Below are 18,387 nucleotides of genomic sequence, written 5' to 3' on the forward strand. Positions count from 1 at the left end.
AAATCGACCCGATCACGTGACGCGGAGAACCAGAATGCGACTTGCGCAAGTGGTGGCGGCTGTCATGCAGCGCCACGCGGACCGGCCCGCCATCGGCGAGCGCGTCAAGGAACTCGCGACGGACGCCGGGACGGGACGGGTCTCCATCCGGCTGCTGCCCCGCTACGAGACCACCAGCTACCGCGACCTGTGGGCCCGGGTCCGCGCCGTGGCCGGCGAGTGGCACCACCACCCCGAGCACCCGCTGGGCGCCGGCGACCGGGTCGCCCTGCTCGGCTTCACCAGCCGCGACTACACGACCCTCGACCTCGCCTGCATCCACCTCGGCGCCGTCTCCGTACCGCTGCAGACCAGTTCCGCGCCCGCGCAGCTGCGCTCCATCGTGGCCGAGACCGAGCCCTTCATCCTCGCCGCCAGCCTGGAACGGCTCGACGTCGCCGTGGAGTTGGTGAGCACGAGCGAGGCCGTCCGGCGCCTCGTCGTCTTCGACGCCCACCCCGGCGCCGACACCCACCGCGAGGCCCTGGACGCAGCCCGCGCCCGGCTGGCCGAGGTCCGGCCCGACGTCACCGTCGACCTGCTGACCATCCTCGTCGAGCGCGGCACCGCCCTGCCCGACGCCCCCCTGTACGAAGGGGTCGAGGGCGAGGACCCGCTCGCCATGCTCATCTACACCTCCGGCAGCACCGGCACCCCGAAGGGCGCCATGTACACCGAGCGGCTGGCCGCGGCGATGTGGGGCGGCGCCTGGTCGAAGCTCTTCGACGAGTCGTACGCGGTCACCTTCCACTACGCGCCGATGAGCCACGTCGCCGGCCACTCCTCCCTCAAGGCCACCATGGCCCGCGGCGGCACCAGCTACTTCACCGCCAGCAGCGACCTGTCCACCTTCTTCGAGGACGTCGCCCTGGCCCGGCCCACCGAACTCTCCCTCGTCCCGCGCGTGTGCGAGATGCTCCACCAGCGCTTCCGTGCCGACGTCGAGCGCCGCACGGCCGCCGGCGCCGACCGCGCGACCGCCGAGACCGAGGTGCGCGCCGACCTGCGCGAGAACGTCCTGGGCGGCCGGGTCACCTGGGCCAGCAGCAGCTCCGCCCCGCTCTCCGCCGAACTCACCGCCTTCACCGAGGCGCTGCTCGGCCTGGAGCTGCACAACGTGTACGGCTCCACCGAGGCCGCCGGCGTCTCCGTCGACGGGGTGCTGCTGCGCCCGCCGGTCACCGACTACAAGCTCGCCGACGTCCCCGAACTCGGCTACTTCCGCACCGACACGCCGCACCCGCGCGGCGAACTGCTGCTCAAGACCGACGTCATCATCCCCGGCTACTACAAGCAGCCCGAGCTCTCCGCCGAACTCTTCGACGAGGACGGCTACTACCGCACCGGCGACATCGCCGCCGAACTCGGCCCCGACCGGATCGCCATCGTGGACCGCCGCAAGAGCGTCCTCAAGCTCTCCCAGGGCGAGTTCGTGGCCACCGCCCGCCTGGAGGCCGTGTTCGCCGCGGGCCCGCTGGTCCGCCAGGTCTTCGTCTACGGCAACAGCGAGCGCTCCTATCTGCTCGCCGTCGTCGTTCCCACCCCCGAGGCGCTGGCCGAATTCGGTCCCGACGCACCCGAGTTGCGGCAGCGGCTCGCCGAGTCCTTCCAGGATCTCGCCAAGGAGACCGGCCTCAACTCGTACGAGATACCCCGCGACGTCCTCATCGAGACGGAGCCCTTCAGCCAGGCCAACGGCCTCCTCTCGGACCACCGCAAGCTGCTCTGGCCCCGGCTCGTGGAACGGTACGGCGAGCGGCTGGAAGCGCTCTACGCCGACACCGCCGCCCGCGAGGACGCCGAACTCGCCGACATCCGCGCCGCCGGCGCCGACCGGCCCGTCCTGGAGACCCTCCAGCGCGCCGTGCGCGCCCTCATCGCCGGCTCGCTCGCCGAGGTCGACCCCGCCGCGCACTTCCGCGACCTGGGCGGCGACTCGCTGACCGCCGTGCAGTTCTCCAAGCTGCTCCAGGACACCTTCGGCGTCCGGGTCCCCGTCGACATGCTGATCAGCCCCGCCTACGACCTGCGGCACCTCGCCGAGCACATCGAGGCCCGCCGCGGCGCCACCGCCGAACGCCCCACCTTCGCCTCCGTGCACGGCGAGGACAGCACCGAGGTCCACGCCAAGGACCTCACCCTCGACGCCTTCCTCGACGCCCGCGTCCTCGACGGCGCCCGCGACCTGCCCCGCCCCGAGGGCGAGCCGAGGACGGTGCTCCTCACCGGCGCCAGCGGCTACCTCGGGCGCTTCCTCGCCCTCCAGTGGCTGGAACGGCTCGCCCCCGCCGGCGGGCGCCTGATCGCCCTCGTCCGAGGCAAGGACGCCGCCTCGGCCCGCCGGCGGCTCGACGCGGCCTTCGACAGCGGCGACCCCGAGCTCGTACGGACATACGGGGAGCTGGCCGAAAGGCACCTGGAGGTGGTGGCCGGCGACATGGCCGAGCCGCGCCTCGGCCTGGACGAGGCCACCTGGGACCGGCTCGCCGGCGAGGTGGACGCCATCGTGCACGCGGGCGCCCTCGTCAACCACGTGCTGCCCTACCCGCAGCTCTTCGAGGCCAACGTGGTCGGCACCGCCGAGCTCGTCCAGCTCGCCCTCACCCGCCGCGTGAAGCCCTTCACGTACATCTCCAGCGTCGCCGTCGCCACCGCGCTCCCCGGCGAACCCGCCCTGGACGAGACCGCCGACGTGCGCGCCGTGCTCCCGGAGATGGCGGTGGACGGCGGCTACGCGGGCGGCTACGCGACCAGCAAGTGGGCGGGCGAGGTGCTGCTGCGCGAGGCCCACGACCTGTGCGGCCTGCCCGTCACCACCTTCCGCTCCAACATGATCCTCGCGCACAGCCGGTACGGGGGACAGCTCAACGTCCCCGACATGTTCAGCCGCCTGCTGTTCAGCGTGCTCGCCACCGGGATCGCGCCGCGCAGCTTCTACCGCGCGGACGGCGAGCGGGCCCACTACGACGGCCTGCCCGTCGACTTCACGGCCGCCGCCGTGGTCGCCCTCGGCGCGGGCGGAGCGGGCGAGGACGCCTCCGGCTACCGCACCTTCAGCCTGGTCAACCCCAACGACGACGGGGTCTCCCTGGACCGGATCGTCGACTGGCTGGCCGAGGAGGGCCACCGGGTCGAGCGGATCGAGGACCACGCCGACTGGTACGTGCGCTTCGAGGCGGCCATGCGCGCCCTGCCCGAGGCCCAGCGGCAGTACACGGCGCTCCAGATCCTGCACGGCTTCCGGGAGCCCGAGGAGTCCGTGCCGGGCTCCGTCATCCCCTCCGACCGCTTCCGCGCCGTCGTCCGCGCGGGCGCCGTGGCCGGCCACGGGGACATACCCGGCCTGGGCCGCCCGCTCGTCGCCAAGTACGCGCGCGACCTGCGAGGCCTGGGAGGTCTGGGGGCCTGGGGTGACTGAGCGACGCGGTGGACGGGGTAGGCACCCGGGCATGACTCCTTCACACCCCGCCCACCCCGTCCGTCCTGTCCAGCCCGCCCAGCCCGCCCAGCCCGTCCGTTCCGACCTCCTCGCCGGGAAGACCGTCCTCGTCACCGGCGCGAGCAGCGGCATCGGCGCCGCCGCCGCGCGGGTCTTCGCCCAGGAGGGCGCGGCGGTCGTCCTCGCCGCGCGCCGGGAGGACCGGCTCGCCGCGCTCGTCGAGGAGATACGGGCCAAGGGCGCCGAAGCCGCGTACGTCGTCTGCGACGTCACGCGCGCCGAGGACGCGGCCCGGGCCGTCGACTTCGCCGAGACGCGCCACGGGCGGCTCGACGCGGCCTTCAACAACGCGGGGATCGGCGGCGACCGCACGCCCCTGCACCTGATGTCCGACGAGGTTTACGACACGGTGATGGACGTCAACGTGCGCGGGATCTGGAACTGCCTTCGGCCCGAGATCGCCGCCATGCTCCGGCACGGCGGCGGCGCGATCGTCAACAACAGCAGCGTCGCGGGGCTCGTGGCCATCCCGGCCGCCGCGCCCTACATCGCCGCCAAGCACGCCGTCGTCGGCCTCACCCGGGCCGCCGCGGACGAATACGCCCAGCAGGGCATCCGGGTCAACGCCGTCGCCCCGGGCACCACCCGCAGCGAGATCACCGAGGACTGGTTCCGGCGCAATCCCGGCCTGGAGCGCACGGTCAACTCGATGACCCCGCAGGGCCGCACGGCGGCGCCCGAGGAGATCGCCGCCGCGGCGGCCTGGCTCCTCAGCGACCGGTGCCCGTTCCTGACCGGGACGGTGCTGCCGGTGGACGGCGGTTTCGTCAACCAGTGACGGACCGCGCGGGACGCGGCGCCGGCGGATCCCCCGCCGCCGGCGCCGCACCCCCGTTTCCGCACCCGTATCCGCACGCGTACGCGTATCGCAGGCGTGTACGAACACCGGGCGAACGCTTGATAACATACCGAGCCTTTGTGCGCGGGAGTCAGCGGAAGAGACAGCGGAAGAGTCCGAGGGGGCGGCCGAGTGGCGCGGCAGGAGCGGGCGATCCGCACGCGTGAGTCCATCCTCGAATCCATGGCGAGCCTCTTCAACGAGGTCGGCTACGAGGCCGCCACCATCGCGGCCCTCGTCGAGCGCACCGGACTCACCCGGGGCGCCCTGTACTTCCACTTCCCCACCAAGGAGTCGATGGCGCACGGCGTGCTGGCCCGCGCCGTCACCCGCGAGGGAATCCTTCCGCAGACGTACAAACTCCAGGAGTGGGTGGACCTGGGCCTCCTCCTGGCCCACCGGCTGCCCCGGGAGCCGATGCTCCGGGCCGCCGTCCAGCTCTCCGTCGACCCCAAGGCCCGCAGCCTGTTCGGCACCCGCTGGCCGGACTGGATCGACGTGGGCCAGGACCTCCTCGCCGAGGCCGAGGAGCGCGGCGAACTGCTGCCGCACGCCGTCCCGGCCGAGATCGCCCGCCTCACCGTCGGCGCCTGGACCGGCGTCCAACTGGTCACCGAGGCCCTGCCGGACGGCCGGGGCCTCTCCGAGGAGATCGCCCGCCTCTACCAGCTGATCCTCCCCAACATCGCGAGCGTCGGCGTCCTCGCGAAGCTGGACACCTCGCCGTACCGCGCGGAACGGCTGCTGGGGCGCGGCGCGGCGGCGGGGCCCCAGGAGGACCGGGCGGAGCCGTCCGCTTAGCCGGGCCACAGACCAGGCGCCCCCCTGGCGTCCGGACGGGGCCGTGGGGTTGAGTGGCGGGCATGATCTCCGCAGTGCAGAACGTCGCGATCGACTGTGCCGACGCCCATGGCCTGGCCCGCTTCTGGAGCCAGGCCACCGGGGCCCCGATGGAGCCCGCGGCGCGCCCCGGCGACCGGGAGACCCAGGTGACCCTGGGCACGGGCCTGGTCCTCTACTTCAACCAGGTCCCGGAGCCGAAGACGGCCAAGAACCGCATCCACCTCTGCCTGCGCCCGGACACGACCCGGGACGCCGAGGCGGACCGGCTGCTCGCCCTCGGCGCGACGCTCGTCGCCGACCACCGCGAGCCCGACGGAACGGGCTGGCGGGTCCTGGCGGACCCGGAGGGCAACGAGTTCTGCGTGCTGCGCGGCGACGAGGAGCGGGCGGCGGGCCCTGGCGGTCGCGGCGTGGCCGGTGCCGGACCGATGGATACCGGTCAGCAGTCGCTGTAGCCCGTGTCGCCGCTCCACCTCTCCAGGTTGGCCCCGGACATCCATCCCTTGGTGTCCGTACCGGCGATCCGGCCGTAGTACCAGGGGTTGCCGTGCTCGTTCCAGGTGACGCACCAGATCCAGAACTTGGTCCCGTCGGCCACGGAGGTGACGTTTCCGCAGCTCGCGTAGGGCGCGACCTTCAGGTTGTAGGTGCCGTTCATATACGCGTAGGTGCCCGGGTTGACGTGCGAGGTCGACCAGCCGCTACAGCCGGCCGTCTGGCTCGGCGGGGCCGCCGCCGTCGCCGTGGTCGCTCCGCCGAGGCCCGCCAGCGCTCCCAGCAGTGCGACCGTGGCCGTCACGCTCCGGGTCCCGCGTCCGATCCGCATGTCCGTCTCCTTCGTGGTCGTGGCCAGGCGACCTCTCCACCCCCGTGAGGTGAGGTCGCCGGGCTGCTCGTGGATACAGACTGGGCGGCGGCCGGGGCGGAAGGCGACCACATTCGGTCTAGGCCGAACATCGGCTCGACGCGACGATCTGAACCATGGGCTTACGCATCCACTTCACCGTCCAGGACCTCGCGCGTACCCGCGTCGACCCTTCGCCCAGGCCGTTGCTGGAGCTGAGCATGGCGCTGCGGATCCTGCAGAACCGCGACCACGCGGCGCGCTACGGAGCCTGGCGTGGCCGCGTGGCGGCACGGCTGGCCCCGGAAGCGCGCAAGGTGATCGATCTGGTCCCGGTGACGGGCTGGGTACCGGACTTCGTGTCTCCCGTCGACGCCGGGGATCCGTACGCGCTGGTGGACCGGTTGCGCTCGCTCTCCCGGCGGCAGGTGACGGCCGAACTCGCCGACATCGGCGAACGCCAGGAGCTGCCCGCCTGGACCCGGCACCTGGCGGAGGACCCCCGCGGGCTGGGCCAGTTCCTCGACACCCTGCTGCAGGTGTACGAGACGGCGCTCGCCCCCTGGTGGCCCCGGCTGCACGCCCGTACGGTCGCCGACCACGCGGTGCGGACGAGGGCGGCGAGCGAGGGCGTCGAAGCCCTGTTCGCCGGCCTGGGCCCCCGGCTGCGATGGCGGGCACCCGTCCTGGAGGTGCTCGTGGACTGCGACGACGACGTGTACTTGGAGGGCCGGGGCCTCGTGCTCGTCCCGACGGCGCTGGCCGGCCCCGATCCCGTCATCGCACCCACCGCCCTCCCGCAGCCGCTCCTCACGTACCCCGCCGCGGACCTGGACCCGGTACGGGACTTCCTCGTCCTGGCGCCGAAGGCCCCCCACGACCCCCTCCCCGCCGTCTCCGCCCTCCTGGGGCGCACCCGGGCGGCCGTGCTGCACGCCATCGCGGAACGTCCCGGCCGCACCACCACGGAACTCGCCGGGCACCTCGGCATCGCCACCGCCAGCGCCAGCGAGCACGCCGGCACCCTGCGAGCCGCGGGCCTCGTCGTCAGCGCGCGCCATCGCAACACCGTGCTGCACACACCGACCGCGCTCGGGCTCGGCATCCTGAACGCCCCGGGCCGCTAGGGGGTGTCTGACAATTCCCGCCGGGTCCGGGCTACGGGGCCGGACGCGGGGGAGCACCCGGGCGGACGGCCCCCGCCCCCAGCCGGCTCTCCGTGTGGTCCAGCAGGGTGTCCAGGAGGAGCGGGTAGGCGCTGTGGTTCATGCGGTCGGCCAGGAAGGGGGCCGTGGCGGCGATGTGGGGGTGGGTGGCGGCGGGGAGGCGGGCGTACGTGGTGGACCACATGTCCTCGTCCGCCGCCCGCGCCTCGTCCTTGATGGTCAGGGCCCCCGCGTCCAGCGCCGCGAACGCCAGGGCCAGGTCGATGAAGGCGTGGTAGACGCCGACCGCGTCCGCGTCCGGGAAGCCCGCGCCGCGCAGGATGCCCAGGACCGCCTCGTCCACGGCGATCTCGCGCGGCCGCCCGGTGACCCGGCTCGCGGTCAGCAGGGCCGCCTGCGGGTGGGCCAGGTACGAGGCGTGGATGGCCAGGCCCAGGGCGCGCAGGTCCGCGCGCCAGGCCCCCGTCGGGGTCCAGCTGTCCAGGGCGCGGCCCATCAGGACCTCGCCGATGGCCCGGGTGAGGTCGTCCAGGCCCGCGAAGTAGCGGTACAGGGTGCTCGGGTCGGCGCCCAGCGCGGCGCCTAGGCGGCGGGCGGTGAGGCCGGGCGCGCCGTGCTCGCGGAGCATCCGCAGCGCCGTCGCCACGATCAGCTCCTCCGACAGGACCGTGCCCTGGCGCGTCGGGCGCCGGCGGCGGCGCTCCGCCTCCGGGACCACCTTCTTGGGCATGGGGCGCCCCCTTCGCTCGTGCGGACGCCGAGGTGCCCCGCGCTTATGCCAACAGCGTAGACCTTAAGGCGCCCGCTCGTGTTGCATCGGCGTGTGCCCCGGCGACCGCCGCCGGGAGCGTCCAGCAGAGGGGTGTGACATGCGCGTTCTTCTCGTGGGAGCGGGCGGCGTCGGGAGCGCCGTCACCCGGATCGCGGCCCGCCGCGACTTCCTGGGCCACATGGTCGTGGCCGACTACGACGAGTCCCGCGCCGAGGCGGCCGTCGCCGCGCTCGGCGAGCGGGCCGGGGGCCGGTTCAGCGCCCGCCGACTCGACGCCTCCGACAGCGAGGCGGTGCGCCGCGTGCTCGCCGAGGAACGCTGCGACGTGCTCCTCAACGCGACCGACCCGCGCTTCGTGATGCCGCTCTTCACCGCCGCGCTCGCGGGCGGCGCGCACTACCTGGACATGGCGATGTCCCTGTCCGGGCCGCATCCGACCGCGCCGTACGAGGAGTGCGGGGTGCGGCTCGGCGACGAGCAGTTCGCGCTCGCCGAGGAGTGGCGGAGCTCCGGGCGCCTCGCCCTGGTCGGCATGGGCGTGGAGCCGGGGCTCTCCGACGTCTTCGCCCGCTACGCCGCCGACGAGCTCTTCGACGAGATCGAGGAGATCGGCGTCCGCGACGGCGCGAACCTCACTGTCGAGGGCTACGGCTTCGCGCCCTCCTTCAGCATCTGGACCACCATCGAGGAGTGCCTCAACCCGCCCGTCGTGTACGAGCGGGAGCGCGGCTGGTTCACCACGGCGCCGTTCAGCGAGCCGGAGGTCTTCGACTTCCCCGAGGGCATCGGCCCGGTCGAGTGCGTCAACGTCGAGCACGAGGAGGTGCTGCTGATCCCGCGCTGGGTGGACGCGCGCCGGGTCACCTTCAAGTACGGCCTCGGCGACGACTTCATCGGCAAGCTGAAGACCCTCCACGAGCTCGGGCTCGACGCGACCGCGAAGGTCACCGTGCCCGGCCCGGACGGGCCCGTCGCCGTCTCCCCGCGCGACGTCGTCGCCGCCTGCCTGCCCGACCCGGCCACGCTGGGCGACCGGATGAAGGGCAAGACCTGCGCCGGCACCTGGGTCAAGGGCGTCAAGGACGGCGCCGCGCGGGAGGTGTACCTCTACCACGTCGTCGACAACGAGTGGTCGATGCGCGAGTACGGCTCCCAGGCCGTGGTCTGGCAGACCGCCGTCAATCCGGTCGTCGCCCTCGAACTCCTCGCCACCGGCGCCTGGAAGGGCGAGGGCGTGCTCGGCCCCGAGGCGCTGCCGCCGAGGCCCTTCCTCGACCTGCTCGGCGCGTACGGGAGCCCGTGGGGGCTGCGTGAGGAGACCCCGCGTCCGTGATCGTCTCGCGGATCCGGCGCGCGTACGCCGGAGCGCGGAGCTGAGGCCCCGGTGCGGACTTCGTGCCGGACAGGGAGGGGTCCTTCGCTCGGGAGCGCCGCGTACCCGCTCAGCCTGCCCGCTCCCGCCCGGCCCGCCCATCGGGGCAGCGGGCCGGTACGGGGCGGGGGCGGCCGCCGGCCGCCGGTCAGGCCATCCAGAAGAAGACCGCCGTCATCCGCTTGTCGGCCAGGGTCGTGCCCCAGTAACCGGTGGCGCTGTGGATGAGGTTGGCGCTGTACAGCAGGAGGCGGTTGTAGCGGTGCGGGACGGCGACGTCCTCGGTGAAGGAGTCCTCGGGGACGAAGCGGGTGCCGAGGGCCTGGGCGAGGTTGTCGTGCGGCGCGGACACGGTGTTCCCGCCGAGGCCGCCGTCGGGCAGCCGCTGGCGGTAGAAGCTGGTGCCGCAGGTCTTGGGCGCGTCCGGGTTGAGGTAGAGGACGGCGGCGTAGCGGCACATGCTGCGGGAGTCGGTGTGCGGGCGGGGGTCGCACTCGCCCTCGCCGACGACCTGGACGCAGTTGTGGTTGAACGTTCCGCCGGTCGCGGGATCCCGGAGCGCCCAGACCTTGGCGGCGCCGGTCGCGCGCACCACCAGCCGCTCCACACGGGCGAGTTCGGCGTCCTCCAGCGCGGGCATGGTGCGCAGCCCCGGCCAGCTCTCGGGCTTGTGCGGGTATCCCTCGGTCCAGTCGGTCCTGGCCAGGCTCCGGGCCCGTACGGCGTCGGGGTCGGGCAGGACGTCGTCGAGCACCCAGTAGTCGCGGCCGGGGGTGGGCTTGCGGTAGGGGAGCACGGGGAGCGCGGGGTGGCGCGGGGGTGTGGGGGGCATGGGCCAGAGAGTAGGGGAGGCGTACGCCATCGATATCCCGTGAATCGGTCAATCTTCCGCCAACCCCGGTCCGCCGCCCCGCGAGCCCGCCGCCCGGGGCGGCCCTGTCGCGCGTCCTGGCTCCGGCACGGCGTGGCGGCCGGCGGCTGAGGGAGGGGGCGGTTTTCGGTCGGCCGGGTGACGGAGGGCCCGGTGGGGCGGGGGAGGGCTCGCGACGATCTATGCTTCTACAGCATTGTAGAAGCGATGTGATGGTCCGTGAGACATGTCAAGGAGTGAACTCCCCATGGTGTTCAAGCGTCTGCTCGGTTCGCTCGGCGTCGGTGGTCCCGCCGTGGACACCGTCCTCGACCCGGGTCCGGTCGTGCCGGGCGGCATCCTGGGCGGACAGGTGCAATTGACCGGCGGTGACGTCGACTTCACCATCGAGCACGTCACCCTGGAGCTCGTCGCCCGGGTCGAGACCGAGCACGAGGACGGCGAGTCCGAGGGTGCCGTGGTCTTCCACCGGCACGTCGGCGGCGGCCAGTTCACCCTCGCGGCGGGCGAGCGGCGCACCGTGCCGTTCTCCTTCCCCGTCCCCTGGGAGACCCCCGTCACCGAGCTGTACGGGCAGGGCCTCGGCATCGTCCTCGGCGTGCGCACCGAGCTCGGCGTCGCCTCCGCCCGCGACAAGAGCGACCTCGACCCGCTCGCCGTCCGCCCGCTGCCCGTCCAGGAGGCCGTCCTGGAGGCGCTCGGCCAGCTCGGCTTCGGCTTCAAGTCCGCCGACCTGGAGCGCGGGCACATCGGCGGGACCGGGCAGCAGCTGCCCTTCTACCAGGAGATCGAGCTCACCCCGTCGCCGCGCTACGCCCACGAGGTGAACGAGATCGAGCTGACCTTCCTGGCCGGGCCGGCCGGCGTCGAGGTGGTCCTGGAGGCCGACAAGCGCGGCGGGCTCTTCTCCGGCGGCCAGGACGTACTCACCCGGTACACCGTCGGACACCACGAGGCCGGCCGCCCCGACTGGAACACCGAGGTCGACGGCTGGATCCGCCGCCTCGTCGAGAGCCGCGGCGGCCACGGCTCGCACGGCGCGTACGGCACCCACGACCCGTACGGGCGGCAGCACGGCTACGAGGGGTCCTACGGCGGCCACGGCGGCCACGACAAGCACGACGACCACGGACACCGCTCCGGACCCGGCATCGGCACCGCCGTCGCGGCCGGCGCCGCCGGACTCGCCGTCGGCGTCGTCGGCGGCATGGTCGCCGCCGAGGTCGTCGACGAGATCGGGGACTTCTTCGAGGGGGACGAGGAGGACGACGGCGGCGACGAGGGCTGAGCCCCGGCGGCCCGCGGCGCCGGGGGTGGGGCCGGGGCTCCGGCCCCGCCCTAGACTGGGAACCTTCGGATGGACGCGGATGGACGCGGACGGACTCGGACGCACGGGGACAGGGAGCGTGGCGGTGGCGGCAGGCGCGGGTGGTTTCGCGGATCCCTCCGCCGAGGTGCTGGCCGAGGCCGCCGCCGCGTTCGGGCTGCTCTCCTCGCCCTCCCGGCTCCACATCGTCTGGGCGCTGGCCCAGGGCGAGAGCGACGTCACCGGGCTCGCCGAGCGGGTGGGCGGCGCCCTGCCCGCCGTCAGCCAGCACCTGACCAAGCTCAAGCTCGCCGGTCTGGTGCGCTCCCGCCGCGAGGGCCGGCGGCAGGTCTACTTCGTGGACGACCCCGAGGTCGTGACCGTGGTCCGCGTCATGGTCGGGCAGCTCACCGCCCGCACCGACCGGACCCCCACCCTCGCCCGGCGCAGCGGAACCGGTGCCTGAGACGGCCGCCCCGGCCGTACCGCCCACCACGCTCCAGGTGCTGCGGCAGCTCGGCACCGGCCCGCGCGGCCTCACCGACGCCGAGGCCGAGCGGCGGCTCGCCCGGTACGGGGAGAACGTGCCGCCCGCCCTGCGCCCCGTCGCCCGCTCGCGGCGGTTCCTGCGCAGCCTCCGCGACCCCTTCACGGCCGTCCTGCTCTGCCTCGGGCTCGTCTCGGTCGCCGTCGCCGCCTGGGGCACGGGCGCCGTCATCCTGCTCCTCGTCACGGTCAGCTGCCTGCTCCGCTCCTCCGGCGAGCACCGGGCCGACCGCGCCGCCGCCGGGCTCCGCGCCTCGGTCGCCGGCACCGCGACCGTCCTGCGCCGCCCCGGACCCGGAGCCGCGGAGCCCCGCCCCCGCGAGGTCCCCGCCGCCGAGCTCGTCCCCGGCGACGTGATCCGGCTCGGTCCCGGCGACCTCGTCCCCGCCGACGTGCGCCTGCTGCGCTCCGGCGGGCTGCGGCTGCACGAGGCGGCCCTGACCGGCGAGTCCGAGCCCGTCCCGAAACAGCCCGTCGACGGCCCGCACGACGGTCCGAACGCCGACCCCCACGACGGCACCTGCTTCCTCGGCAGCAGCGTCGCCTACGGCAGCGCGACCGCCGTGGTCGTCGCCACCGGCGCCCGCACCCGCTTCGCCGCCGCCCACCGGGCCCCCGGGCGGCGCCCCGCCGGAGCCTTCGACCAGGCGGTGCACGGCATCTCCTGGACCCTCGTCCGCTTCATGCTGCTCACCCCGCCGCTGGTCCTCATGGCCGGGGCCGCGCTCCACGGGCGGGGCCTGGAGACGCTGCCCTTCGCGGTCGCCGTGGCCGTCGGCCTCACGCCCGAGATGCTGCCCGTCGTCGTCACCACCGTCCTCGCCCGCGCCGCCGCCCGGCTCGCCCGCGAGCACAAGGTCATCGTCCGGCGGCTGCCCGCGCTCCACGACCTCGGCGCCGTCGACGTGCTGTGCCTGGACAAGACCGGCACCCTCACCCAGGACCGGCCCGTCGTCGCCCGCGCGATCGGCGCCGACGGCCGGGACGACCCCGAGGTCCTGCACTGGGCCGCCGTCAACGCCTGGTGGACGCTCCAGCTCGCCGAGCTGCCCACCCCCGACGCCCTCGACGCGCCGCTCCTGGAGGACGCCGTCCTCGACGCCGCCGAGCGGGCCGGCCCCCTCGACTGCGAGGGCGTCGCCGCCCTGCCCTTCGACCCGGTCCGCCGCCTCGCCACCGCCGTCGTCCGCCGCCCCGGCCGGCTCGGCACCGACACCCTCGTCGTCAAGGGCGCCGTCGAGAGCGTCCTGGAACGCTGCGCCCTCGACCCCGACGACCGGGAGCGCCTCCTCGCCCTCGCCGCGCGCGAGGCGGGCACCGGCGCCCGCCTCCTCGCCGTCGCCCTCGCCGACCGCCCCGCCCGGCACCGCCCCTACACCCCCGCCGACGAACGCGGACTCGGCTTCCTCGGCTTCGTCGTCCTGCGCGACGCCCTCGCCCCCACCGCCGCCCGCGCCCTCGGCGCCCTCGCCGCGCGCGGCGTCGCCGTCCGCGTGCTCACCGGCGACCACCCCGGCACCGCCGCCCACACCTGCCGCGCCCTCGGCCTCGACCCCGGCACCGTGCTCACCGCCGCCGACCTCGACCGGCTCGACGACACCGCGCTCGCCGAGGCCGCCCGCAGCACCACCGTCTTCGCCCGCTGCGCCCCCGAGCACAAGGCCCGCGTCGTCGCCGCCCTGCGCGCCGACGGCCACGTCACCGGCTTCCTCGGCGACGGCGTCAACGACGTGCCCGCCCTGCGCGCGGCCGACGTCGGCATCTGCCCCAAGGACGCCGTCGCCGTCGTCCGCGACACCGCCGACCTCGTCCTCGCCGAGAAGGACCTGGCGGCCGTCGACCACGCCGTCACCGCCGGCCGGTACGCGGGCGGCGGCATCGCCGCCTACCTCCGCATCACGCTCTCCTCCAACCTCGGCAACGTCATCGCCATGCTGGCCGCCGCGCTCCTGCTGCCCTTCCTGCCGATGCTCCCGGCACAGGTCCTGGTGCAGAACCTGTGCTTCGACGCGGCCCAGCTCGCCTTCGCGTACGACCGGCCCGACCCGGCCGCCCCCGACGCGCCCACCCGGCTGCGCCCGCGCGGCTTCCTCCGGCTCATCACCGGCTTCGGCCTGCTCAACGCCGTCGCCGACGTGGCCACCTTCGCCGTGCTCCTCGCCACCACCCGGCACGCGGCCGACCCCCAGGGCGTCTTCCACGCCGGCTGGTTCACCGAGAACCTGCTCACCCAGGCCCTGGTCATGCTCCTGCTACGGGGCGCCCGCCCCGGCATCGCGCCGGGCCCGGTCCGGTACGCGGCCCTCGCCCTGGCCGCGATCGGACTGCTGCTGCCGCTGTCCCCGCTCGGCCCGCCGCTCGCGATGGCCCCGCTGCCGCCGCTCTACTACGCGCTGCTCGCCGCCGTCCTGGTCCCCTACGCCCTCGCCCTCCGCGTGGCGCGCTCCCGCCACGGGGCCCCGAGGACGACGGCGGGGGCCCCCGCCGACGGCTAGGGTCCGCGGTGGCGGCGGCGCCGGGGATTCCCTTCCCTTCTCGCGTGCGCATAATGAAACTCTGATCATCCGGAGTGAGGTGCCCTCGTGGAGCTTGAGTTGCGCCACTTGCGCGTATTGTGTGCGATAGCGGATTTGGGGGGTGTCGGCCGGGCGGCTGTCGCACTCGGATTCACCCAGCCGGCCATGAGCACGCAATTGCGGCGCATCGAGGGGATGCTTGGCGAGGGCGTGTTCATTCGCAGCAACACCGGTATGGAGCTCACGCCCTACGGTGCGCAGGTCGTCGGTCAGGCCCGTGAGATCCTGGTGCTCGCGGACAATCTCACCCGGCTTCGGCACGCGCGGACGCCCGCGACCGCGCGTCGGCTTCGCCTGGGCGCCATCAACACGCCCGTGGTGCCGCTGCTCCTGGACTCCCTTCGTGACGCCTTCCCCGATCTCACGGTCTCGGTCAGCAGCGTGTACGCCACCGGGGAACTCCTGGGTCTGCTGGAGAACGGCGCATTGGACGCCGGTCTCGGATGCGACTATCCCGGACTGCCGATCCAGCATTCGGCGAATTTGGAGCACCGCGCGATCAGAACGGTTCCGGTCTTCGTGGCCACGCCTGCCGACCACCCGCTGGGGAATCGCTTCGAAATTCCCTTGGAAGGCCTTTCCGAGGACGCCTGGTTCGTTTCCTCCAATGATGGTGTGGGATGGCCAGGTGCCTTTTACGACGCCTGTCGTGCCGCGGGTTTCAGTCCGGCGGTCACGCACGAATTCCATGTGCTCGACCAATTGCAGTCGATGATCGCCAAGGGTCTCGGAGTGGCTGCCGTGCAGCCCACCGTGTGCCCCGTGGACGGGGTGCTGATCAAACCCCTGGCGGGGGATCCGCTGTGGCAGCGGCATCTGCTGGTGTGGCGGCGCGATCTGGTCGACGCGTCGATCGTGGAGGCGGTGCACCATCGCGCCGTGCGGACGCACCGCCAGCTGCTGGCCCAGGCCCCGCACTTCCAGAAGTGGGTGGCCCGTACGTACGCCCCTCCCCGTCCGGCGGACGGCACCGGGAGGACGCTTCCCGGCGGGGCCTGACGCCGGGTCCGGAGCGCCGTCACGGGCGAACGCCCGGGACGGAAGGAGCCGTCCCGGGCTGGGGGTGGAGTCGCGGAGTCCCGTGGTGCCGTGGGTCAGTAGGCCGTGGTGACGGTGACGCCGCCGAAGCCGCTCACGGCGTACAGGCTGATGTAGTTCGCGCCGGCCGGGGGGTTGGTGATGGTCAGGGTGTGGCTGTTGCCGGCTCCCGTGGAACGCTGCGTGTAGCGGTTGGTGCCGGCCCAGCCGTCAGGGCTGTAGTAGAGGTCCGCGTTGCCCGTGCCGCCGCTGCTGGTGATCTTCAGCTGGGTGGTGCCGGCCGGGACGTAGAGGTAGAGGTAGGCGTAGTCGCCGGTGGGGGCGGACTGGTTGCCGCGCCGGCAGTTCCGGCCCAGTTCCCTGGCGTCGGTGCCCGTGCACTCGGTGACGGTGCCGCCGCCGCTGACGGTGACGGTCCTCGTGGCGGTGCCGGTGGCCCCCTTGTCGTCGGTGACCGTCAGCTTCACCGTGTACGTTCCGGCGGCGCCGTAGCTCTTGGCGGGGCTGGTGGCGGTGGAGGCGGTGCCGTCGCCGAAGTCCCAGGACCTGGCGGCGACGGTGCCGTCCGGGTCCGTGGACTGGTCGGTGAAGGTGACGTTCAGGCCCTGGACGGCCGTGGTGAACGCGGCGGTGGGTGCCTGGTTGCCGGGCGGGTTGGTGCCTCCGCCGCAGTCGCCGGCCGCGCAGCCCGCCAGCCAGGTGTACCAGTCGTTGTCGTAGCGGGTGCCGATGGTGCCGGTCAGATAGGTCCGGGCGGCGTTCCAGTTGCCGGAACGGTAGGAGGCGAGGACCGCGTCCATGTCCGCGCGGTGGTTTTCGAGCATGTACCGGGTGGCGAGGTAGCCCCAGCGGTAGATCCGTGTGGTGTCGTTGTCGTACGTGGTGCCGAACAGGGTGCTCAGGGCGTAGGTGCGACGGCCCGCCTCCGTCATCGCCTCGGTGTAGGGGACACCGCGGTAGGAGTAGGAGACGTACTCCGCGAAGCCCTCGACCCACCAGATGGTCGGGGTGGTGATGTTGGCGGTGAAGTCGCCGTACATGTCGAAGCGGCCGTCGAGGTAGTGCGTGTACTCGTGGTTGAGGTTCCAGATCTGGAAGCTCGGGCGCATCCACTCGGCCTCGTAGGCGATGAACCGCGGCTGGTTGCCGGCCGCCGCCGGATCTCCTTCCAGGTACATGCCGCCGTTGTTGGTGTCGATCCCGTAGATGGCGCCGGCGTAGGTCTGGTAGTCGGTGCTGGAGTCGAAGACCACGACCTCGATGGTGCTGTTGTTGTCGTTGGCGACCGGGCCGTTGTCACGGACGACGCCGTGGAAGTAGGCGTCCTGGCCGCGCAGGCTGGCGCAGCTCGTCGACAGCTCGCCCGAGGTCATCTGCTGGGCCTTGACGGTGATGCCGTCGCCGCAGGAGTAGGTCACCGTCAGGACGGCGTTCATCAGCTGCGACCGCAGGTCGCAGGTGCCGTAGGAGGAGCAGTTGGCCTTGTCGTAGTAGTCCGTCATCTCGGCCACGCCGACCCAGAGCGGTGCGGTGGCGCCCCGGATCGAGCTGGCGTTCAGTAGGCCCTTGGCCAAGGGGCGGACCTTGGGCAGCAGCGGGGCGTGCTGCAGGAACCTGCCGAGCTCCCGGCCGGCGTTGGACGCCAGGTAGGACTGGTCCGTCCCCAGCAGAGACAGGTGGCCGGAGGCGAAGCCGTACAGCGCGTCGATCAGGCTGGGGTCGGACTGGACCGCGGTCACGAACGCGGGCACCTGGTGGCCGCGGAAGGTCACGGTGTAGACGTTGTTGACCGCGTTGAGCATCCCCCATGAGGCGTTCCAGGAGGAGTCGTAGTCCGCCAGCAGCCGCTTGACGACGTAGAGGTAGCGGGCGTTCTCCTCCGCGCTGTCGATCAGCGTGACGGCCTCGGAGAGCGTCTCTCCGTTGGCGTCCGTGACGTCGCGGGAGCGAGCGCTGGCGAAGAAGGCGTCGAGCCCCGCGCGGATGGCGGTCTGCAGGCCGCTGCCGTAGGAGCCGACCGCGCCGGCGTTGTAGTAGTGGACGTAGTAGCCGGCGCGCAGGTAGAGCACGAGCTGCGGCATTCCGGTGCTGGGGTCGCCGGGGTAGGACGCCGAACCGTCACGCAGGGCGTAGGCGACGGTGCTCATCTGCGCCTCGCGGAAGGCGCTGTAGGCGTCGTTCCCGGTCAGGTTGAACAGCGTGTTGACGCAGTCGACCGTCGACGCCTTGATCTGCTGGACCAGCGCGCCGCCGGTGCGGCTCGTGAAGTCGGACACGCTGCACGCCGCGGCGCTCCTGTCCCCGACGGTCCCTCCGAGTGCCTTCTCCGCCGTGGAGGAGGGTATGGGCGGTGGGGCGGGCTGGTCGTAGTCCGCCTTGAGAGCGTCCTTGCTCGCGGCCAGGGGCGGCAGCTGGGATGCCTTCAGGCGGCCTTTCGCCACGTGCTCGGCCTCGGCCGCGGTGTGCTGCCCGACAGGCGCCGGTCCGGTCCGGTCCGGTCCGCCCGCCGTGACGCGTCCGGCCCGCTCGGCGTGCCCGGTCGCGCCGGCCGGCTGGGCCGGCAGCCCGATGCCCATGGCGAGGGACAGGGCCAACGGCAGTGCCGCGCCCAGACTTCGTCGGACAAGTGACATTCTCACTTCGCCTCCCGTGAGGGGATCCGGCCGCGGGGGGCGCG

General features: G+C 73.4%; 14 protein-coding genes. 10 read left to right on the forward strand and 4 right to left on the reverse strand.

Annotation, left to right across the window (positions count from 1 at the left end; all coding sequences use genetic code 11):
- Positions 1-34: 34 nt before the first annotated feature.
- The 4 genes from car (at position 35) to ACZ6J5_RS17640 (ending at position 5,674) form a co-directional block, all read left to right on the forward strand.
- Positions 35-3,457, forward strand: coding sequence for a carboxylic acid reductase (gene car / locus ACZ6J5_RS17625; RefSeq protein WP_469392392.1), 3,423 nt, complete (start codon positions 35-37; stop codon positions 3,455-3,457).
- Between the two features lie 31 nt (positions 3,458-3,488).
- Complete coding sequence (locus ACZ6J5_RS17630; protein WP_469392394.1) at positions 3,489-4,316, forward strand: glucose 1-dehydrogenase; 828 nt, start codon at positions 3,489-3,491, stop codon at positions 4,314-4,316.
- 192 nt (positions 4,317-4,508) lie between these two features.
- A complete protein-coding gene (locus tag ACZ6J5_RS17635; RefSeq protein WP_469392396.1) occupies positions 4,509-5,177 on the forward strand; it encodes a ScbR family autoregulator-binding transcription factor in 669 nt (222 codons plus the stop codon).
- Positions 5,178-5,239: 62 nt separating this feature from the next.
- Positions 5,240-5,674: a VOC family protein gene (locus tag ACZ6J5_RS17640; RefSeq protein ID WP_469392398.1), complete on the forward strand. Its 435-nt coding sequence runs from the start codon at positions 5,240-5,242 to the stop codon at positions 5,672-5,674.
- Here the strand turns inward: ACZ6J5_RS17640 and ACZ6J5_RS17645 are convergent.
- The gene (locus ACZ6J5_RS17645; RefSeq protein ID WP_469392400.1) at positions 5,659-6,045 is read right to left on the reverse strand and encodes a hypothetical protein; all 387 of its coding nucleotides are present in this window, start codon (positions 6,043-6,045) and stop codon (positions 5,659-5,661) included. The genes ACZ6J5_RS17640 and ACZ6J5_RS17645 overlap by 16 nt on opposite strands.
- Before the next feature lie 155 nt (positions 6,046-6,200).
- On the opposite strand from ACZ6J5_RS17645, the gene ACZ6J5_RS17650 reads away from it, so the two are divergent.
- Entirely contained in the window at positions 6,201-7,190 is a 990-nt protein-coding gene (locus ACZ6J5_RS17650) for a MarR family transcriptional regulator (protein ID WP_469392402.1), read from the forward strand.
- A 31-nt stretch (positions 7,191-7,221) separates the two neighbouring features.
- On the opposite strand, the gene ACZ6J5_RS17655 is transcribed toward ACZ6J5_RS17650, so the two are convergent.
- On the reverse strand, positions 7,222-7,959 hold the full coding sequence (locus tag ACZ6J5_RS17655; RefSeq protein WP_469392404.1) for a TetR/AcrR family transcriptional regulator: 738 nt from the start codon (positions 7,957-7,959) through the stop codon (positions 7,222-7,224).
- A 139-nt stretch (positions 7,960-8,098) separates the two neighbouring features.
- On the opposite strand from ACZ6J5_RS17655, the gene ACZ6J5_RS17660 reads away from it, so the two are divergent.
- Positions 8,099-9,334, forward strand: a complete 1,236-nt coding sequence (locus ACZ6J5_RS17660; protein ID WP_469392405.1) for a saccharopine dehydrogenase family protein — start codon at positions 8,099-8,101, stop codon at positions 9,332-9,334.
- Between the two features lie 187 nt (positions 9,335-9,521).
- Here the strand turns inward: ACZ6J5_RS17660 and ACZ6J5_RS17665 are convergent, their stop codons facing one another.
- On the reverse strand, positions 9,522-10,205 hold the full coding sequence (locus ACZ6J5_RS17665; protein WP_469392407.1) for a DUF6445 family protein: 684 nt from the start codon (positions 10,203-10,205) through the stop codon (positions 9,522-9,524).
- Between the two features lie 286 nt (positions 10,206-10,491).
- Here ACZ6J5_RS17665 and ACZ6J5_RS17670 point away from each other — a divergent pair, with 286 nt between their 5' ends.
- From ACZ6J5_RS17670 to ACZ6J5_RS17685, 4 genes are all read left to right on the forward strand, one after another.
- Positions 10,492-11,532: a sporulation protein gene (locus ACZ6J5_RS17670; RefSeq protein WP_469392409.1), complete on the forward strand. Its 1,041-nt coding sequence runs from the start codon at positions 10,492-10,494 to the stop codon at positions 11,530-11,532.
- A 124-nt stretch (positions 11,533-11,656) separates the two neighbouring features.
- Positions 11,657-12,016, forward strand: coding sequence for an ArsR/SmtB family transcription factor (locus ACZ6J5_RS17675; RefSeq protein WP_469392411.1), 360 nt, complete (start codon positions 11,657-11,659; stop codon positions 12,014-12,016).
- A complete protein-coding gene (gene mgtA / locus ACZ6J5_RS17680; protein ID WP_469392413.1) occupies positions 12,009-14,591 on the forward strand; it encodes a magnesium-translocating P-type ATPase in 2,583 nt (860 codons plus the stop codon). The genes ACZ6J5_RS17675 and mgtA overlap by 8 nt, the downstream gene beginning before the upstream one ends.
- Positions 14,592-14,678: 87 nt before the next feature.
- Positions 14,679-15,671 (forward strand): LysR family transcriptional regulator, encoded by a 993-nt coding sequence (locus tag ACZ6J5_RS17685; RefSeq protein WP_469392415.1) that lies wholly within the window; start codon positions 14,679-14,681, stop codon positions 15,669-15,671.
- Positions 15,672-15,766: 95 nt separating this feature from the next.
- On the opposite strand, the gene ACZ6J5_RS17690 is transcribed toward ACZ6J5_RS17685, so the two are convergent.
- Entirely contained in the window at positions 15,767-18,343 is a 2,577-nt protein-coding gene (locus ACZ6J5_RS17690; RefSeq protein WP_469392417.1) for a collagenase, read from the reverse strand.
- Positions 18,344-18,387: the final 44 nt, after the last annotated feature.

This window comes from Streptomyces sp. NPDC042100 (assembly GCF_055582325.1).

What these genes read in the sequence shown, in the direction of transcription:
- car (WP_469392392.1), top strand. Translation starts at nt 35, where the DNA reads ATGCGACTTGCGCAAGTGGTGGCGGCTGTCATGCAGCGCCACGCGGAC.
- ACZ6J5_RS17630 (WP_469392394.1), top strand. Translation starts at nt 3,489, where the DNA reads ATGACTCCTTCACACCCCGCCCACCCCGTCCGTCCTGTCCAGCCCGCC.
- ACZ6J5_RS17640 (WP_469392398.1), top strand. Translation starts at nt 5,240, where the DNA reads ATGATCTCCGCAGTGCAGAACGTCGCGATCGACTGTGCCGACGCCCAT.
- ACZ6J5_RS17645 (WP_469392400.1), bottom strand. Translation starts at nt 6,045, where the DNA reads ATGCGGATCGGACGCGGGACCCGGAGCGTGACGGCCACGGTCGCACTG.
- ACZ6J5_RS17650 (WP_469392402.1), top strand. Translation starts at nt 6,201, where the DNA reads ATGGGCTTACGCATCCACTTCACCGTCCAGGACCTCGCGCGTACCCGC.
- ACZ6J5_RS17655 (WP_469392404.1), bottom strand. Translation starts at nt 7,959, where the DNA reads ATGCCCAAGAAGGTGGTCCCGGAGGCGGAGCGCCGCCGCCGGCGCCCG.
- ACZ6J5_RS17660 (WP_469392405.1), top strand. Translation starts at nt 8,099, where the DNA reads ATGCGCGTTCTTCTCGTGGGAGCGGGCGGCGTCGGGAGCGCCGTCACC.
- ACZ6J5_RS17665 (WP_469392407.1), bottom strand. Translation starts at nt 10,205, where the DNA reads ATGCCCCCCACACCCCCGCGCCACCCCGCGCTCCCCGTGCTCCCCTAC.
- ACZ6J5_RS17670 (WP_469392409.1), top strand. Translation starts at nt 10,492, where the DNA reads ATGGTGTTCAAGCGTCTGCTCGGTTCGCTCGGCGTCGGTGGTCCCGCC.
- ACZ6J5_RS17690 (WP_469392417.1), bottom strand. Translation starts at nt 18,343, where the DNA reads ATGTCACTTGTCCGACGAAGTCTGGGCGCGGCACTGCCGTTGGCCCTG.